This is a genomic window from Pseudomonas sp. SIMBA_068 (assembly GCF_046534705.1).
Classification (GTDB): Bacteria; Pseudomonadota; Gammaproteobacteria; order Pseudomonadales; family Pseudomonadaceae; genus Aquipseudomonas; species Aquipseudomonas putida.
Genome location: NZ_JAWRYI010001052.1, coordinates 1 through 254, shown reverse-complemented (window position 1 = coordinate 254; position 254 = coordinate 1). Strand labels below are relative to the sequence as shown.

Below are 254 nucleotides of genomic sequence, written 5' to 3'. Positions count from 1 at the left end.
CGGCTACGACGTGGCGATCGCGCTGGAGTCATAAGCATGAGTAAACAACGAGTTTTTATTGCTGGTCATCGCGGGATGGTCGGTTCTGCCATCAGGCGGCAGCTCGAACAGCGCGGTGATGTGGAACTGGTATTACGCACCCGCGACGAGCTGAACCTGTTGGACAGCCGCGCGGTGCATGATTTCTTTGCCAGCGAACGCATTGACCAGGTCTATCTGGCGGCGGCGAAAGTGGGCGGCATTGTTGCTAACAA

General features: G+C 57.1%; 1 protein-coding gene. It reads left to right on the top strand.

Annotated features, from left to right (window positions below; translation table 11 throughout):
* Positions 1-36: 36 nt before the first annotated feature.
* A partial coding sequence (locus SB756_RS32655) for an NAD-dependent epimerase/dehydratase family protein (RefSeq protein ID WP_410913587.1) occupies positions 37-254 on the top strand: 218 nt, incomplete at its 3' end.